Here is a 14,612-nt window from a genome sequence, read left to right as displayed (position 1 = left end):
CCCGCGGGTGGGTACCGACGGGAACCGCGTCCCGCCAGAAACTGCGCCTCGATGGCGTGTGGGGCCGCCGTGAACTCGCGGCCGACCGCTTTCCACGTCCGGATCGAGGCATGAGAGGACGGAGACGCGACGCTCGAGCGACTGAAAACGCCGATAAAACGCTCAACGGAGACGACGGGATACCGGCTGTCGGTCGTGGAGACGGACGACAGTGTCCGAAACGGACCAGAGACTATCCTTCGATCTCGGCGACGTCTTCGATCTTCATCCCGTCGAGTTTGTCGACGATGTCGTCGATCTTTCCGTCGAGTTCGTCGACGAACTCGGTCGTGCGTTCGGTCTGGATCGCACCCTGGCTGGAGGGCTCGATCAGGTTCTCTTCCTCGAGGACCCGAAGCGAGTACCGAACCTTGTGGTGGGGGTATCCGGTTTCGTTGGACATCTTGACGATCCCGATCGGTTCGTTCTCGATGACCATCTTCAGGACCTGGAGATGACGTTCTAGCATATCGACTTCCTTCTCAAGTCTATCTATCATGGCATTTGTTAACTTGTCGTTGGGCCCTTTAAAAGTTACTCTCGTGGACTGAAACGACCACTCTCAACTCGATGGTTGTTCCTGTCAGTAGTTAACGCTTCCGATCCCAGCGGTCGATGGGGGGCGCGTCGGGCGGTTCGGATCTCTACGGCCTCGAGCCACGAATCACACCCCGGTTTGGGCTGTCTCGACGCCGAACGGTCGAGAGAGCGACCGTCCCTGCTCCAGTTCCGCGGGCAGGGATGGACGCCGTCGTAACTCCTCAGCCGGTCTTTGATCTGCTCGCATATATATTGGTAGCTACGCGCGCGGCCGTGTGCCGGTGATCCGGTTCGACTACTCGCGTACACGGCGATCGACAATCAGGCAGCGCCGCCACTCGTTCCGAGTCTGATTCGGCCGTCGTCCGTCGACCCGTTCGGCGGTTGACAGCCACCCGTATACCGAAATCTGTTTACCGACCCGGCATGAATCCGCCGCTGTTATGACCGTCACTATCGTCGGGTCGCAACTCGGCGACGAAGGCAAGGGTGGGGTCGTCGATCTCTATGGCGACGCCGCCGACGTCGTCGCCCGGTATCAGGGCGGCGACAACGCTGGACATACCGTCGTTCACGACGGTACGAAGTACAAACTGTCGCTCGTGCCGTCAGGGGCCGTCCGCGGCAAGGTCGGCGTCCTCGGCAACGGCTGTGTCGTCAACCCCGAAACGCTGTTCGACGAGATCGATACCCTCCGCGACCGCGGCCTCGAGCCGGACGTTCGCGTCGCCGAGCGCGCCCACGTCATTCTCCCCTATCACCGCGCGCTCGACGGCATCGAGGAGGACGAAAAGGAGGATCTGGCCGCCGGGACGACCAAGCGCGGTATCGGCCCGACCTACGAGGACAAGGCCGGCCGCCGCGGCGTCCGTATCGGCGACTTGCTCGATCCCGACGTGCTCCGCGAGCGCCTCGAATACGTCGTTCCCCAGAAGAAGGCCCTCGCCGAGGAGGTCTTCGACAAGGAGACCGGCGAGGAGTTCGACATCGAGCACCTCTATGAAACCTACCGCGAATACGGCGAGCGTCTCGCCGCGGAGGACATGACCGTCGATTGCGGGACGTTCCTCCAGGAACGGATCGACGCCGGCGACGAGGTCATGCTCGAGGGCGCACAGGGAACCTCTCTCGACATCGACCACGGGGTCTACCCCTACGTCACGTCCTCGAACCCGACCGCGGGCGGCGCGACCGTCGGTACCGGGCTCGGCCCGACCGTCATCGGCGACGGCGAGGTCATCGGCATCGTCAAGGCCTACCTGTCCCGGGTCGGGACGGGCCCGCTCCCGACCGAACTCGGCGGTGTCGAGGGACAGACCCCCGATTACGACGCCGAGGCGGGAGCCGCCGGAGACGAGGAGGAACTCGCGACCTACATCCGCGACGAAGGCGGAGAGTACGGCACCGTCACCGGCCGCCCGCGGCGGGTCGGGTGGCTCGACATGCCGATGCTCCGCCACGCGGCCCGCGCGAACGGCTTTACGGGCCTCGCGGTCAACCACATCGACGTGCTGGCTGGTCTCGACACGGTCTCGGTCGGCCACAGCTACGAGTTCGATGGTGAGGAAATCTTCACGATGCCGCCGACGACCGAACAGTGGGGGCGCTGTGAGGCCACGTTCAAATCGTTCGACGGCTGGCCCGAGGTCGACTGGGGCGCGGTCGCCGACGAGGGGCACGAGGCGATCCCCGAGAACGCCTGGACCTACCTCAAGTACATCAGCGACGAACTCGACGCCCCGATCTACGCCGTCGGCGTCGGCCCCGGCCGCGAAGAAACGGTCGTCGTCGAGAATCCATACGAATAGTCACGCCCCTCGAGGGCGTTGCCCCGTCCGGAACCGGCTGTAGAACGCATCAGTATCGCTACTGCACCGAGACGCATCGCCAGTCTGGTCTGTCCTGTCGCGTTCGTTCACGCTGTTCCCGAGTCAGAGAGGTATCACTGAACCGATTGACCATCGCAACGCTGTCGTGCGATCAGGTGTGCAATGACTGTCAGTGGCTCCTATCGGTTCGCTGCCGGCCGTCTCTGTCCATCCCGCCGCTCCGGTATCGGGTCGCAAGCTACTAACGATATGTTAGGTGGTTCGAATCCGAACCTCTAAATCAGTTCGCACCGTACGGCGTGGTAGATGTCATCCCCGCAGACGAGACCCCGCGAGCAACACGACACGGCCTGTCCCGTCATCGCCTCCCTCGAGCAGATCGGCTCCCAGTGGCGGCTGGCGGTCCTCCACGAGTTACTCGACGGCGAACAGCGCTTCAACGAACTCAAGCGATCGACGGGCGCGAACGCTCGAACCCTCTCGCGGGTCCTCGACGACCTCGGCGAGATGGGGTTCGTCGACCGTCGTATCGAGGAAGACGCTCCCGTCGCCACCTACTATAGTCTCACCGACAAGGGCGAATCGCTGGATCGGGTCTTCGACGAAATCGAGTGCTGGGCGGGCTCCTGGCTCGAGGACGGCGCGCTCGAGGACTGATCGAGTCTCGGCACGGGATCGTCCGCTGATCGACCGGTCGACCGGGTGGTGCGTCTCGGACACCGAATACGACCGGGCAGAACGATCGATTGCATTCTCTCCGGTCGGCTGACCGATTGCCGGATCGTCCCGCCGTTTCGGATCGAAACGCATAGGATCTCGTCGCCGAGAAATCGATCGTGAATCGGCATCGAAACCTCGTCCTGTTCCTGACGCTCGCAACGCTGTGGGGGTCGGCGTTCGTCGCGATCAGTGCGGGGCTCTCGTATATCCCGCCGGTCCTGTTCGCGGCGCTGCGCTACGATATCGCCGGACTCCTGATGCTCGGCTACGCGGTCGGTACCGTCGACGACTGGCGGCCCCGCGGCCGGACCGAGTGGACGCAGGCCCTCGTCGGCGCGGTCCTCTTAATCGCGGCCTACCACGCGTTCCTGTTCGTCGGACAACAGCACACGACGGCGGCCGCAGCCGCGATTCTGGTGAGCCTTTCGCCGGTCTTGAGCACCGGGTTCGCCCGGCTGCTCGTTCCCTCCGATGCGCTCTCCCCGGTGGGCGTCGTCGGTGTCCTCGCCGGTCTCGTCGGCGTCGCCGTCATCGTCCAGCCCGATCCGTCGAACCTGTTGGCGACCGACGCCGTCGCGAAGGGGCTCGTCTTCTGTGCGGCGGCCGCGTTCGCGCTCGGCAGCGTTCTCACGCGCCGGATCGACGCCTCGCTCCCGATCGAGACGATGGAGGCGTGGTCGATGCTCGGGGGCGCGCTCCTGTTGCACCTCGTGAGTATCGCGATCGGGGAACCCGTCGCACCGACGACGTGGACCCACCCCGTGGCGATCGGTGCGCTCGCCTACCTGTCGATCGGAGCGAGCGCGATCGCCTTTCTCATCTACTTCGACCTGCTCGAGCGATTGGGTGCCGTCGAAATCAACATGGTCTCGTACGTCGCCCCGATCGTCACCGCGGTGGTCGGTTGGCTCTACCTCGAGGAGGTCGTCGACACCGCGACGCTGGCCGGGTTCGTGCTCATCACGGCCGGCTTTCTCCTCGTCAAGCGGCGTGCGATCCGTCAGGAGTTCGGGACGATTCGGTCGCGTCACTCGAGCGAGTGAGACGGTTTGCTGTCCCGATTTCCCGGTGGGACCGCAGGGTGGTCGCGGTCCCACCGGCACTGACGGACAGGAGACCGTCTGACCCACGGTCGCCACTACCGGTGATAGGCGTGCCCGACGTATAGCGCGAGGAGGTTTCCCGCGAGCAAGGCGAGGAAGACACCTCCCTCGAGGGACGACGACAGTCCCGTCGCGAGCAAGGGGAGATACAGGATCGGCATGGCGATCGCCGTCCAGAATCCGGCCGCACGGATCGACGCCGCGAACCGTGGTGTTGCACGCTCGAGCACGCCGTGCTCGTCGTCCCGGCGATCGCTGGACGGTGTCGAATCGCCGGACCCCTGGTCGGAAACGGAGGGAGGACTCGCCATCGCCGACAGTGCGTCTCGAGGACGCAAATACCGCTCCGACCGTTTCGATCGGTTACAGCGGAATTCAACCGAATCGGTCGGAGTGAACGACCGATTGACTGCTGGAAAAGAGTTGTTGGCTCGCGCTCCGCGACAGTAGTCGACCACCACACCGACGAAGCGGGTCTCCAGCGTCGAATGGACGCGAGCTCCCACGACGAAACCGGCCGCGGACACGGTAGCCGTCGGTCGAATAGCGGGGCGGCGCTGCCCGATGTCGGTTCGGAGCCCGACTCAGTTTCGAAGCTCGAACTCGCCGGCCAGCCCATCGGCTGCGGACTCGAGGACCACTGTTTCGCCGGCGGTCATCGAGTCGCCGGTATCGACGGCGACGTCCTCGATGTCGACGGCCGGCGGAAAGAGCAGGTCGACGCGGCTGCCGAAGGCGATGTGGCCGATCCGGTCGCCACGCTCGAGGTCGTCGTCGCGGTCGACGTAGGGACGAATGCGGCGAGCGAACGCGCCGGCGATCAGCGTTACCTCGGCGGTCGTCGCTGCCGCGTCGTCCCCGTCCGACGGCAGGTTCGGGGACTCGGTCTCGAGGCGGACGTGGACGCGTTCGTTGCGGTCGGATTCCTTCGAGAAGGCGGGTCGGTTCGCGCCGGAAACGTGTTCGACGTCGGTAACGCGGCCCGCGACGGGGGCGCGGACGACGTGGACGTGCCAGACGTTCATGAAGATACCCAGTCGAACCCGGTCGCCCTCCTCGCGAAGCACCGAGACGTTCCCGTCCGCCGGCGAGACGACGCCGGTCGGCGGCGGGGTACGGTCGGGGTCACGAAAGAACGCGAGGGTGCCGGCGCCGACCGCGAGCGCGACGAGGCTCGCCGTAACGCTGATAAAAAGTGCAAACGGGGCGGCGAGCAGGGGAACGATGGCGTACTTCCAGGCCCCCGGCGCGACGTTCATAGGGGAGGTGACGGGGCCGGATCGTATGGCCGTTACGGATCGGTCGAGCGACGACGGTGCAGCGAGACCTGCCTCCCGATTCCGTACGGTGACGATACCGACCGTGTGCGTGCGCGTTCGAAACCGATTACGGCGAACCGAACGCGGAAGCCGACGGCAGTTGAGAATTCGAACGACAGGTGGGTCCCGGCGTCTCTCGATACGGACTCCCTTCGGGTGGCGGCGGGCACCTCCAGAATCGGCTGGCGACGAGAACGTCGAGGGCGACGAATACGAGGCGCGTATTCGCACGCTATCTCGACCGAGACCGGGTCTCGTCCCGATGGAGCGATCTCTCTCTCTCTCTCTGTCGTGCCGAAGCCACCGTATTGGGTCGGCTTTCGGTTGCTATCGCTCGCAAAACGACCGCGGTGATCGCGGATAACAATATGTGGAGTCGTGGCCCAACGGTTCGCCAGCAATGAAACGCAGAACGTATCTCAGTGGTGCCCTGGCGGTCGCGCTCGCCGGGTGTTCCAGCACCGACGAATCGGACGAGACGGGAAACGGAGGGACCGACGGCGACTCGGGCGACGAAAGCGAAGTCGAGTCGTTCGACGACTTCGAAACCCTGGACGCGTGGGAGGCAGTGCTCGGGTCGCTCTCCGCGGACGAAGACCGGGCCGCCACCGGATCGCAATCCGCGAGGCTCGAGTCGGGCGACGACGATCAGAGCAGAATCGTCCGGGAGCTATCCGAGCCACGGGACCTCTCGGGCACGCGACCGGCGTTGGCGATGGCGACCGAGACGGCTGCCGATTTCGTGATCCAGCTGCTTGACGAGGACGGCGACCGCATCGAGTTCCGACAGCGAATTCTTGGCGGGACGCCGCTCGTCCACTGTAACTTCGGTATCGCTGCCGTCGACGGCGACCCCGATCTCAGTGCCGTCACCGAAGTACAGCTGCTCCGCTGGACCGGCGAGGACGACAAAGGTGCGGTGTGGGTCGACGACCTCCGATTCGTCTCCGCGCCGGACACCGGGACGGTCGTGCTGCAGTTCGATGGCGGCTACGAAACGGACTACACGCGCGCACTGCCGGTCCTCGAGGAGTACGACTATCCCGCCGTCTCGTTCGTCACGACGGGTCGGATCCGCGAGAACGACGGCGACGAGGGCGATCATCTCGTCCGCGAGCAGGTGTCGGAACTGTCCGACGCCGGGTGGACGATCGCGAGCCACTCGGCACACGGCACCGACCTGGCCGACCCGCCGGACGGTCGCGACCCAGAAGCGGAGATCCGCGACGCCATCGCGTGGCTCGAGGACAACGGGTTCGAGGAGGGTGCGCGATACTTCTCCTATCCGCTGGGCCGGTACGACGGGGAGACCCTCGACCTCGTCGCCGAGCACCACGACCTCGCGTTCGCCGGTCGCTACCCCTCGCAGGGAGTCGCGACGAATCCACACCTCTGCTCGCGGGTCACCGATCCCGACCTCGAGCGCGCGCGTTCGGTCCTCGAGCTGACCGCCGAGTGGGGTGGGATCACGTCGCTGGCGTTTGGCGAACTCGACGCGGATTCCCAGTCGACGCTCGAGGCGACGGTCGAGCACCTCAACGAGCTCGAATCCGCCGGAGACCTCGAGGTCGTCCTCCCGGCGGATCTCGACGTGTCCTCCGGTCGCTGACTGCGTCCACTCCGTCCCGTTCCTTCGGCACTAACGCACACCTTCGTGGGCTCGTCGCCGCTGTCCGCGATCGCGTTCGAGGGCAGCTTTGTAATCCAGCCGCGACCCGCCTGGGGGTGTGTCGGGACCCAGTGACAACAGACCGTCTCAGTCCCAGAACGCCTGCGTCCGGGCGTACTCTCGCTCTTTCGCGAGGATGTCGCGATAGAATTCGGCGTCGTCCTCGCGGAGTTTGTTGATGATCTGTGCGGCGTTGTGTGGTCCCACGCCGCGGGCGGCCATCGCGATGACGGCCCGCTTGCCGTGGCTCTGGACGAGGCTCGCCGCTCGAAACGCCCGTTCGGTCATCTGCTGTTGATCGTCGTCTTTCGCCTGCGAGCGGACCGCCTGCACGACCTCGTCGGCCCACGGGTTCAGCGACGCGATCCTGGTCGAGCCACACTCGGGACACTCGGGCTGATCGGCCACGCGCTTGACTTTCGTCGTCACCTTCCACTCCGTACAGTGGGTACAGAGCAGAATGACCCGGTCGTCACGGATCCGCTCCCGGACCGTCTCGATGACGCTCGCGTCGGCGTTTTCGGGCGCGAGCAGTTCCTTGCCGCCCGAGGACCGACCGCCCTGTCCGACCGGCGTCCGCCCGCGATGGGTCACCAACTCGAGCGCACCCGACTGGATTCCCTCGAGCACCGCGCTCGCGCGCTCGACGTCGAGATCCTCGTGGAACACCTCCCGGATCGCCTCCTCGTACATCGGCGTGTCCTCGAGTGCCGACAGCAACCGATCGTTCGAGAGCCGGCCCGAGCCCCGGTTTTGCCAGCGTTTGAGCGCGCCGAACTTCGCCGAGACCTGCGCGAGCCGGAAGGCGAGCGCGTCCGAGCGCTTGAGTCCGAGTTCGACGATCGCCTCGACGTGATCGGGATCGGTCTCCTCGAGCACCGCGACCACGTCGCTGGTCGCGATCGAGTTCGGCACCTCGAGTTCGATACGGTAGGGGTCGGTCTCGAGGCCGACCGAGGAGCCCGCCTGCTGGCCCAGCAGTGCCGAGAGGACCCGACCGAGCGTCTCGTTGGCCGTATGGCCGAAGGGCGCGTTGAGCACGAGCGTCCGCCCCTGTCGCTCGAGCACCAGTCGATCCGCCGTCGGCATCGGCGACTCGCTCTCGACTTGAGCCTCGAGTTGCTCGCAGGCCTCGGCCAGCGTGTACTCGTCGGCCGGATAGCGGCCTGCGAGTTCGTGACCGACCGCAGCGGCGTCGGCCCCGGCTCCGAGTTGCGGTTCCGCGACGGCCCGGATCTCGCCGACCTCGCCCGCGACCGCGGCGGGGACGGGGATCTCCTGGCCGATCCAGGAGGGCACCTCGCCGGCGGGGTCCTCGATCGGGCTGACCTTGACCCGCGCCTCTTCGTCGTCGATTTCCGCGATCCGCCACATCTCGCCCCGCTGGATGAACACTTCGCCGGGCTGGGCGAAGTTGACGACGAAGCGCTCGTCCAGGGTCCCGATCTGGCCTCCCGAGGCGATGTCGTGGACCTCGTAGGTCTCCTCGTCGGGGATCATCGAGAGATTCGCGTAGACGTACTGCCACGTGCCGCCGGTGGTCTCGATGCGGTCTTCCCCCTCGTCGAACCAGAGGACCCGGTTCCGGTCGAGTTCCGAGATGATCTCGCGGACGGTGGCTTCGGGGACGTTCCGGAACGGATACGACCGCGTGACGGTTTCGACGGCCTCGTCGACGTACGTGTCCCCGCGACTCTGGACGATCGCCGGCAACTGGTTGGCGACTACGTCCAGGCTCCCCTCGTGGATCGCCGCCGGCTCGACCTCGCCGTCGCGGGCCCGGCGCGCGATCGACAACGCCTCGAACGTATCGTCGGGCCGCGTCGTGACGATCGTGCCCCTCGAGACCTCGTCCTGGCGATGCCCCGCGCGGCCGATCCGCTGGAGGAGTCGGGTGACCTGCCGCGGGCTCTTGTACTGGATCACGTGATCGACCTGTCCGACGTCGATCCCGAGTTCCATCGAGGACGTACACAGCAACCCGTCGAGTTCCCCGGCCTTGAACCGGTCCTCGACGTCGATCCGGGCCTCCTTCGAGAGCGAGCCGTGGTGGACCCCGATCGGTAAGTCGAGCTCCTTGAATCGCGACCCCAGCGCCTCCGCCGTCTGGCGCGTATTCACGAAGATCAGCGTCGACTCGTGGTCCGCGACCAGGCCCCGAATCAGTCGGACGTGGCTGGCCGTGTCGGCTTCGGTCATGAGCTCGCCGGCCAATCGCTCGTCCGCCTCGGTGATCTCCGGTTCGCGGACCGTCACGTCGACGTTGCTCCCGACGTCGATCTCCCTGATCTCGCAGGGGCGACCGCCCGTGAGGAACTGCCCGACCTCTCCCGGATCGCCGACCGTCGCCGAGAGGCCGATCCGCTGAAACCGCCCGGCAAGGTCGTGGAGTCGTTCGAGACCGATGGCCAGTTGCGCACCCCGCTTGGACGCGGCGAGTTCGTGGACTTCGTCGATCACGACGTGGGAGACGTCCTGTAGCGCCTCGCGCAGCCGTTCGCCGGTGAGCATCGCCTGGACGGTCTCGGGCGTCGTGATCAGCACGTCCGGCGGGTCTTCGGCCTGTTTCCCGCGCTGGTACTGGGTCGTGTCGCCGTGGCGGACGTCGACCTCGAGATCCAGGTACTCGCCCCACCACTCGAGGCGCTCGCGCATGTCGCGGTTCAAGGCCCGCAGCGGGGTGACGTAGAGCGCGCCGAACCCCTCGGGCGGCCCCTCCTCGGCGACGAGGTGATCGAAGACGGGCAACATCGCCGTCTCGGTCTTGCCGCTCCCGGTGGGCGCGATCACGAGCGTGTTCTCGCCGGCCGACAGCGGCGGAATCGCCAGTCGCTGTGGAGCCGTCGGCTGCGAGAACCCGCGTTCGGAGAGCGCACCGCGAACCGTCGCTCCGAGATGCGTAAACGCCGCGACGTCCCCCTCAGTCATCGGAACGCGCTAGGGGCGACCGGCGGATAAGGCCCACGTTTCCGGTGGCGCGAGGCGGTCGCTCGAGCCAGCGTCACGCCGTCGCGGTCGGCGGCGGAGTCACTCCTCGGCGTCGGCGTCGTCCTCGCTTTCGGCATCGGCATCCGGTCCGGTGTCGAGGAGTTCGTCCGCGATGTCTTCCGCGACCGTCAGCTCGCCCGGCTCCGCCGGGTCCGCCTGCACGTTCGACGCCGCTCGCTCGGCGATCTCCTCGTCGGCTCGTTCGCCGGCGGTATACTCGGCGCTGGTCGCCGCCTCGCCGAGTGCGTCACCACCGCCCTCGCTCTCGTTTGCGTCGGGAGCCGACGCCACGTCCGGGTCGGTCTCGGACGCATCGCTTCCGGGACCGTCGATGGCGATCTCCGTGATCTCGTCGGGGACGGACGACCCCACCCGATTCCGAATCGTGTCGATCGAACTCGACCGATCGTCCGGGGCGTCGTCGGCCAGACGCTGGAGTTCCTCGGGGACGACGTCGTCCATCTCGGCCCGTACTTCGTCGACGGACTGGACGGGCACGTCGTCTCGGGGCCCCAGTACTCGCAAGACGGCGTAGGTGAACGCGACCAGCCCGACCGCGGTGAGGAGATGGCCGCCGAGATGCCGCCAGCGCGAGCGGGCAGCCGTCGATTCCGACCCGGACGCGGCGGTCGACCGTTCACCGATGGATGTTCGAAGTCCCATTGCGACCGCTACGGCTCCAGCCGGCAAGTGGGTTCGGGGTGCGAAAGCCGGCACCGGTCGTCGACCCGGAACCGACGCACTCGCGGTCAGGCCTCGAGGTGTTCGATACGGGCGTATCGGCCGGCCCGCCACCCCGAAACGAGTGCGACGACCGTCCCGACGACGAGTGCGAGCGCGATGCCGCCGGCGTAGATCCCGCTCGTCGTCCGAAGGAGCCGCTCGAATCCCAGCACGGATGCCGAGAAACGGTTCAGGCCGGTCACGGCCAACGGCGTCGCCGCGAGGCCGACGAGGCCGCCGACGAGACCGATCAGGAGCCCCTGTGCACCGATCGTTCCGGCGAGCAGCCGCCGGGAGAGGCCGATCGCACGGAGCGCTGCGAGCTGTTGGCGCTGCTGGTGGGCCACGAGCGCGAACAGGTTCGCCGTCAGGACGACACCGCCGACGATGGCGAGACCGACCAGCGTCACACCGCTCGCGAGGACGATCGTGCGCTCCTCGATCATCGACTCGACCTGATCGTCACTGGTCCGAACGTCGTATCCGGGGTACTCCGCGCTCAAATCGTCCGCGACGGCGTTCCGGTCGGCACCGTCCGCCACGTTGGCGATGATAAACGTCGCTCGGTCGGTGCCCGATGTCCCCGCGACTGCCTGTAAGTCCCCGAGGGGAACCGTCACTGCCGGCGAGCCGAGATACTGCGAGTAGTAACCGGAGATACCGACGACGGTAAACTCGTTTGCCCGTGCGGTCTGCCTGCTCGTCCCGACGTAGAGCGTGTCGCCGACCGAGACGTTCAGATCGTCCGCGACTCGCGGGTCGATCACGATCTCCTCGACCGACGGCTCCGCTGGCGGTGGACTGGCGGCGGCCTCCTCGTCGACCTCGAACCCGCCACCCGCCTGAAAGTCGAACTCGTGGTGGGTCCGCTGGACGCCGACCGCAGGCCTGCGCTGGAGCGCAGTCGTATTCGTTCCGAGATAGACGTCGTACATCGCGATCGGGGATGCAGTCTGAACGTCGTCGCGTGCGGTCATTTCCGCCGCTATCCCGTGGGCCCCGACGATCGGGTTTTCGGTCCCGCTCGCGGCCGGATCGACCGGGTCGCTCGTCATCCAGATGTCCCGGTTCGCCCTGTCGAGTCCCTCCTCGCCCTTCTCGACGACGCCGACGCCGAGGCTCGCGAGCACCGTTACCGAGAGCACGGCCAGCGCGACCGCGAGCACGGAGAGTGCGGTTCGGCCGGGCGACCGCCGGAGCTGTGCGACGGCGAGCCCGATCACCGCACGGATTCGAACTGCCTTCCGCCACATCGTTATCGCCCCACCTCCTCGAGGACGGACGTTCGCGCGGCAACGGCAAGCGGGTACGGAACGGCGACCAGCCCCGATAGGAGCGCGACCGCGATCGCGTATGGGACGAACACCGGGTGAAACCGGGCGACCGTACCCGGTGCGACGGTCGCGCCGGCGACGGCATTGACGCCGACGATCCCCGCCATCCCGAGACCGATGCCGACGATCGACCCCACCAGCGTCGTGGTCCCCGTCGACACCGCGACGACGGCGAGCCGGCTCCGGGCGGGGAAGCCGACCGACTCGAGGACGGCGAGCATCCGACGGTCCTCGTCGATGGTCATCCCCATCGTCGTCGCAACGAAGGACGCACAGATCGTCACGCCGACCAGCAACGCGATCACGCTCGTTGCGAACGCCAGGCCGTCCTCGAACAGCGCCGACGGATCGGGGCCACTCACCGGTTCGACCGCCGCGGTCGGGTACGCGTCGGTGGCAGCCGACTGTGCCGCCTGAGGGTTCCCCCAGACCACCAGTCGATCGGCGAGTTCGCCGTCGTCGGCCCCGGCGAGCGACTGGAGCTCGCTCAGGTGCACGAGCGCGATCGGTGCCCCTGTTCCGCCGGTCCGCTCGTCCGCGATCGCCGTCACCGTCACCGAGGGTGCAGCGGCGTTCGTCCGCTCTTGTCCACCCCCCGAAACGGCGAGTTCGTCGCCCACGGACGCGCCGAGCCGGTCCGCTGCAGTGGGCGAGAGGACGATCTCCCTCGTCAATCGGCCGTCGTACGAGCCGTTGGCGTAGTGGGGATCACCCGGCTTGAGGGCGGCCGTCGACAGCCCCGCGACGGTCCGTGGCTCGTCGTCGGGAACGACGCCGACGAGACGGACCGGCCGTGGGTCGCCGTCCGACGACTCGAATCGGACCGTCTCGAGCAAGACCGGTGACGCGTGCTCGACGCCGCCCGCCGAACGGATCGTTTCGGCCCGTTCGTTGGTCGCCCCGAGCCGCGGCCCCTCGACTCCGTCGACGGACGACAGCGTCCCGCTCGCTTCGGGCGTCACGCGGATGTCGGCGTCGTCCGTGCTCGCCACGCCGCCGTCGGCAAGCGCCAGCGCGATCCCAGTGACGACTACCAGCAACGCGATCGTCAGCGCGACGGCGGCGATCGTCGATGCGATTCTGCCGACCGTCGTTCCCGTCGCCCGCTGCCACCACCTGCGTAGCGTCACCCCGACGATCCCGAGCCACCGGGTTCGTCGCGGACCGTCCGCCCTTCCTCGCCCGTCGCGCTCATCGGACATCGTCAACCCGTCCATCGCACAGTGTGACAACCCGATCCGCGACCTCGAGCGTCGCCTCGTCGTGCGAGGCCACTAACACCGCCCGATCCCGTCCGACGTCGGTCAACAACTCGAGGACGTCCGCGCCGGTCGCCGTGTCGAGTTCGCCGGTCGGCTCGTCGGCGACGATGACGTCCGGGTCCGTCGACAGCGCCCGTGCGATCGCGACGCGCTGTCGCTCGCCGCCGCTGAGTTCGCCGGGCAGGTGGGTCGTGCGGTCACCGAGACCGACGGCCTCGAGCAGCGCCGCCGCGCGCTTGCGCCGATCCCGGCGCGGGAGCCCCGTCTGCACGAGCGGCAACGCGACGTTCGCGCGGGCGGACAGCGACGGGAGGAGATGGAACCGCTGGAACACGATCCCGATGTGGCGTCGCCGCAGCCGCGTTCGCTCCGCGTCCGACAGCCCAGCGAGATCGGTTCCCAGGAGTTCGACGCTCCCGTCCGACGGCACCAGCAACCCCGAAACGGCATGCAGCACCGTCGACTTCCCGCTCCCGCTCGGTCCCTCGAGTCCGACGATCGTTCCCGTCGATACCTCCAGGGAAACGTCGCGAAGCGCGGTCACCGTCCGCTCGGCGCTCGAGCGGAACCGCCCGCCGGTGGCTCCGTACCGGTGGGTAACGCCCTCGAGTCGAACGGCGGTCGACGATTCGCGTTCGTCCGTTCGATTCTCCGCCGACGATCGCGAATCCGGAACTGAGTGGGTAAACATCCACAGCGGTCTCACTGCCAGCGGACGGGCCACCGACTCATTGTTTCGATCCCTTTACCCCTGTCAGACGACTGCTACACGTTTTGTATGGGGTCGTGTGGCCGGCGGGTCCGTGCCGAGAGACTCGTCACAGCGGCTGTCCGTCTCGTCGACTGGCCGTCGGCCGCTCGCGGACCGTCTGACAGAGTAGGTGTATGTTGTGCCCCGGTCGCCTACTGAAACGGGCCCGTACACGTTGCCGTTCGCGAACGTTTACGGCCCTTCGAGGATGTCCTCGATGTTCAGTTCCATCCCACCGAGTCATGAATAATGGAGCTGTCAGTACGGGAACCGACCCCGATCCGGTGACGAATCGTCCTCGAAGACCGGATTCGCGGACATACAGAATCGCGTGG

Annotated in this window: 12 protein-coding genes; 4 read left to right on the top strand and 8 right to left on the bottom strand. The window is 67.0% G+C overall.

Annotation, left to right across the window (positions count from 1 at the left end):
- Positions 1-232: 232 nt before the first annotated feature.
- The gene (locus tag CP557_RS12995; RefSeq protein ID WP_097380295.1) at positions 233-538 is read right to left on the bottom strand and encodes a hypothetical protein; all 306 of its coding nucleotides are present in this window, start codon (positions 536-538) and stop codon (positions 233-235) included.
- 484 nt (positions 539-1,022) lie between these two features.
- On the opposite strand from CP557_RS12995, the gene CP557_RS12990 reads away from it, so the two are divergent.
- The 3 genes from CP557_RS12990 (at position 1,023) to CP557_RS12980 (ending at position 4,171) form a co-directional block, all read left to right on the top strand.
- Entirely contained in the window at positions 1,023-2,387 is a 1,365-nt protein-coding gene (locus CP557_RS12990; protein ID WP_097380294.1) for an adenylosuccinate synthase, read from the top strand.
- A 327-nt stretch (positions 2,388-2,714) separates the two neighbouring features.
- Entirely contained in the window at positions 2,715-3,065 is a 351-nt protein-coding gene (locus CP557_RS12985; RefSeq protein WP_097380293.1) for a winged helix-turn-helix transcriptional regulator, read from the top strand.
- A gap of 179 nt (positions 3,066-3,244) precedes the next feature.
- A complete protein-coding gene (locus CP557_RS12980; RefSeq protein WP_097380292.1) occupies positions 3,245-4,171 on the top strand; it encodes a DMT family transporter in 927 nt (308 codons plus the stop codon).
- Positions 4,172-4,266: 95 nt separating this feature from the next.
- On the opposite strand, the gene CP557_RS12975 is transcribed toward CP557_RS12980, so the two are convergent.
- Positions 4,267-4,542, bottom strand: coding sequence for a hypothetical protein (locus CP557_RS12975; RefSeq protein WP_097381639.1), 276 nt, complete (start codon positions 4,540-4,542; stop codon positions 4,267-4,269).
- A 273-nt stretch (positions 4,543-4,815) separates the two neighbouring features.
- Positions 4,816-5,490, bottom strand: a complete 675-nt coding sequence (locus CP557_RS12970) for a protein sorting system archaetidylserine decarboxylase (protein ID WP_097380291.1) — start codon at positions 5,488-5,490, stop codon at positions 4,816-4,818.
- Positions 5,491-5,950: 460 nt separating this feature from the next.
- On the opposite strand from CP557_RS12970, the gene CP557_RS12965 reads away from it, so the two are divergent.
- The gene (locus CP557_RS12965) at positions 5,951-7,159 is read left to right on the top strand and encodes a polysaccharide deacetylase family protein (protein ID WP_097380290.1); all 1,209 of its coding nucleotides are present in this window, start codon (positions 5,951-5,953) and stop codon (positions 7,157-7,159) included.
- A gap of 147 nt (positions 7,160-7,306) precedes the next feature.
- Here the strand turns inward: CP557_RS12965 and CP557_RS12960 are convergent, their stop codons facing one another.
- The 5 genes from CP557_RS12960 to CP557_RS12940 form a co-directional block, all read right to left on the bottom strand.
- Entirely contained in the window at positions 7,307-10,147 is a 2,841-nt protein-coding gene (locus tag CP557_RS12960; protein ID WP_097380289.1) for a DEAD/DEAH box helicase, read from the bottom strand.
- 99 nt (positions 10,148-10,246) lie between these two features.
- Positions 10,247-10,870, bottom strand: a complete 624-nt coding sequence (locus CP557_RS12955; RefSeq protein WP_097380288.1) for a hypothetical protein — start codon at positions 10,868-10,870, stop codon at positions 10,247-10,249.
- 86 nt (positions 10,871-10,956) lie between these two features.
- A complete protein-coding gene (locus tag CP557_RS12950) occupies positions 10,957-12,183 on the bottom strand; it encodes an ABC transporter permease (RefSeq protein ID WP_097380287.1) in 1,227 nt (408 codons plus the stop codon).
- Between the two features lie 2 nt (positions 12,184-12,185).
- The gene (locus tag CP557_RS12945) at positions 12,186-13,466 is read right to left on the bottom strand and encodes an ABC transporter permease (protein ID WP_097381638.1); all 1,281 of its coding nucleotides are present in this window, start codon (positions 13,464-13,466) and stop codon (positions 12,186-12,188) included.
- A complete protein-coding gene (locus CP557_RS12940) occupies positions 13,456-14,217 on the bottom strand; it encodes an ABC transporter ATP-binding protein (protein WP_097380286.1) in 762 nt (253 codons plus the stop codon). The genes CP557_RS12945 and CP557_RS12940 overlap by 11 nt, the downstream gene beginning before the upstream one ends.
- Positions 14,218-14,612 lie beyond the last annotated feature (395 nt).

The organism is Natrinema ejinorense, from assembly GCF_002494345.1.
Classification (GTDB): domain Archaea; phylum Halobacteriota; class Halobacteria; order Halobacteriales; family Natrialbaceae; genus Natrinema; species Natrinema longum.
Note: the sequence above shows the minus strand (reverse complement) of the source record. Positions and strands in the feature narration are given on the sequence as shown.

Bases quoted from the DNA above. Each gene is read 5' to 3' on its own strand.
- CP557_RS12995 (WP_097380295.1), bottom strand. From the start codon at position 538: ATGATAGATAGACTTGAGAAGGAAGTCGATATGCTAGAACGTCATCTC.
- CP557_RS12990 (WP_097380294.1), top strand. From the start codon at position 1,023: ATGACCGTCACTATCGTCGGGTCGCAACTCGGCGACGAAGGCAAGGGT.
- CP557_RS12985 (WP_097380293.1), top strand. From the start codon at position 2,715: ATGTCATCCCCGCAGACGAGACCCCGCGAGCAACACGACACGGCCTGT.
- CP557_RS12975 (WP_097381639.1), bottom strand. From the start codon at position 4,542: ATGGCGAGTCCTCCCTCCGTTTCCGACCAGGGGTCCGGCGATTCGACA.
- CP557_RS12970 (WP_097380291.1), bottom strand. From the start codon at position 5,490: ATGAACGTCGCGCCGGGGGCCTGGAAGTACGCCATCGTTCCCCTGCTC.
- CP557_RS12965 (WP_097380290.1), top strand. From the start codon at position 5,951: ATGAAACGCAGAACGTATCTCAGTGGTGCCCTGGCGGTCGCGCTCGCC.
- CP557_RS12960 (WP_097380289.1), bottom strand. From the start codon at position 10,147: ATGACTGAGGGGGACGTCGCGGCGTTTACGCATCTCGGAGCGACGGTT.
- CP557_RS12955 (WP_097380288.1), bottom strand. From the start codon at position 10,870: ATGGGACTTCGAACATCCATCGGTGAACGGTCGACCGCCGCGTCCGGG.
- CP557_RS12950 (WP_097380287.1), bottom strand. From the start codon at position 12,183: ATGTGGCGGAAGGCAGTTCGAATCCGTGCGGTGATCGGGCTCGCCGTC.
- CP557_RS12945 (WP_097381638.1), bottom strand. From the start codon at position 13,466: ATGTCCGATGAGCGCGACGGGCGAGGAAGGGCGGACGGTCCGCGACGA.
- CP557_RS12940 (WP_097380286.1), bottom strand. From the start codon at position 14,217: ATGTTTACCCACTCAGTTCCGGATTCGCGATCGTCGGCGGAGAATCGA.